Annotated in this window: 1 rRNA gene (only partly in view); it reads left to right on the top strand. The window is 49.7% G+C overall.

The annotated features are described in order from the left end of the window. Window positions 1–143: 143 nt before the first annotated feature. Window positions 144–1,306, top strand: a 23S ribosomal RNA gene (locus AC1Q6Y_RS27975); it runs 1,823 nt beyond the window's last position.

The raw sequence follows: 1,306 nt of genomic DNA, 5'->3' as shown, positions 1-1,306 counted from the left end.
ATGTGATAGAAAGATAGACTGAACGTTACTTTCACTGGTAACGGATCAGGCTAAGGTAAAATTTGTGAGTTCTCTTAGTTGAGAAATTCGAATTTTCGGCGAATGTCGTCTTCACAGTATAACCAGATTGCTTGGGGTTATATGGTCAAGTGAAGAAGCGCATACGGTGGATGCCTTGGCAGTCAGAGGCGATGAAAGACGTGGTAGCCTGCGAAAAGCTTCGGGGAGTCGGCAAACAGACTTTGATCCGGAGATGTCTGAATGGGGGAACCCAGCCATCATAAGATGGTTATCTTGTACTGAATACATAGGTGCAAGAGGCGAACCAGGGGAACTGAAACATCTAAGTACCCTGAGGAAAAGAAATCAACCGAGATTCCCTTAGTAGTGGCGAGCGAACGGGGACTAGCCCTTAAGTGGCTTTGAGATTAGCGGAACGCTCTGGAAAGTGCGGCCATAGTGGGTGATAGCCCTGTACGCGAAAATCTCTTAGTCATGAAATCGAGTAGGACGGAGCACGAGAAACTTTGTCTGAATATGGGGGGACCATCCTCCAAGGCTAAATACTACTGACTGACCGATAGTGAACTAGTACCGTGAGGGAAAGGCGAAAAGAACCCCGGAGAGGGGAGTGAAATAGATCCTGAAACCGTATGCGTACAAGCAGTGGGAGCCCACTTTGTTGGGTGACTGCGTACCTTTTGTATAATGGGTCAGCGACTTATTTTCAGTGGCGAGCTTAACCGAATAGGGGAGGCGTAGCGAAAGCGAGTCTTAATAGGGCGTCTAGTCGCTGGGAATAGACCCGAAACCGGGCGATCTATCCATGGGCAGGTTGAAGGTTAGGTAACACTGACTGGAGGACCGAACCGACTACCGTTGAAAAGTTAGCGGATGACCTGTGGATCGGAGTGAAAGGCTAATCAAGCTCGGAGATAGCTGGTTCTCCTCGAAAGCTATTTAGGTAGCGCCTCATGTATCACTGTAGGGGGTAGAGCACTGTTTCGGCTAGGGGGTCATCCCGACTTACCAAACCGATGCAAACTCCGAATACCTACAAGTGCCGAGCATGGGAGACACACGGCGGGTGCTAACGTCCGTCGTGAAAAGGGAAACAACCCAGACCGTCAGCTAAGGTCCCAAAGTTATGGTTAAGTGGGAAACGATGTGGGAAGGCTTAGACAGCTAGGAGGTTGGCTTAGAAGCAGCCACCCTTTAAAGAAAGCGTAATAGCTCACTAGTCGAGTCGGCCTGCGCGGAAGATGTAACGGGGCTCAAACCATACACCGAAGCTACGGGTATCATC

Source organism: Pseudomonas sp. GW823-FHT06E10, from assembly GCF_058794995.1.
Note: the sequence above shows the minus strand (reverse complement) of the source record. Positions and strands in the feature narration are given on the sequence as shown.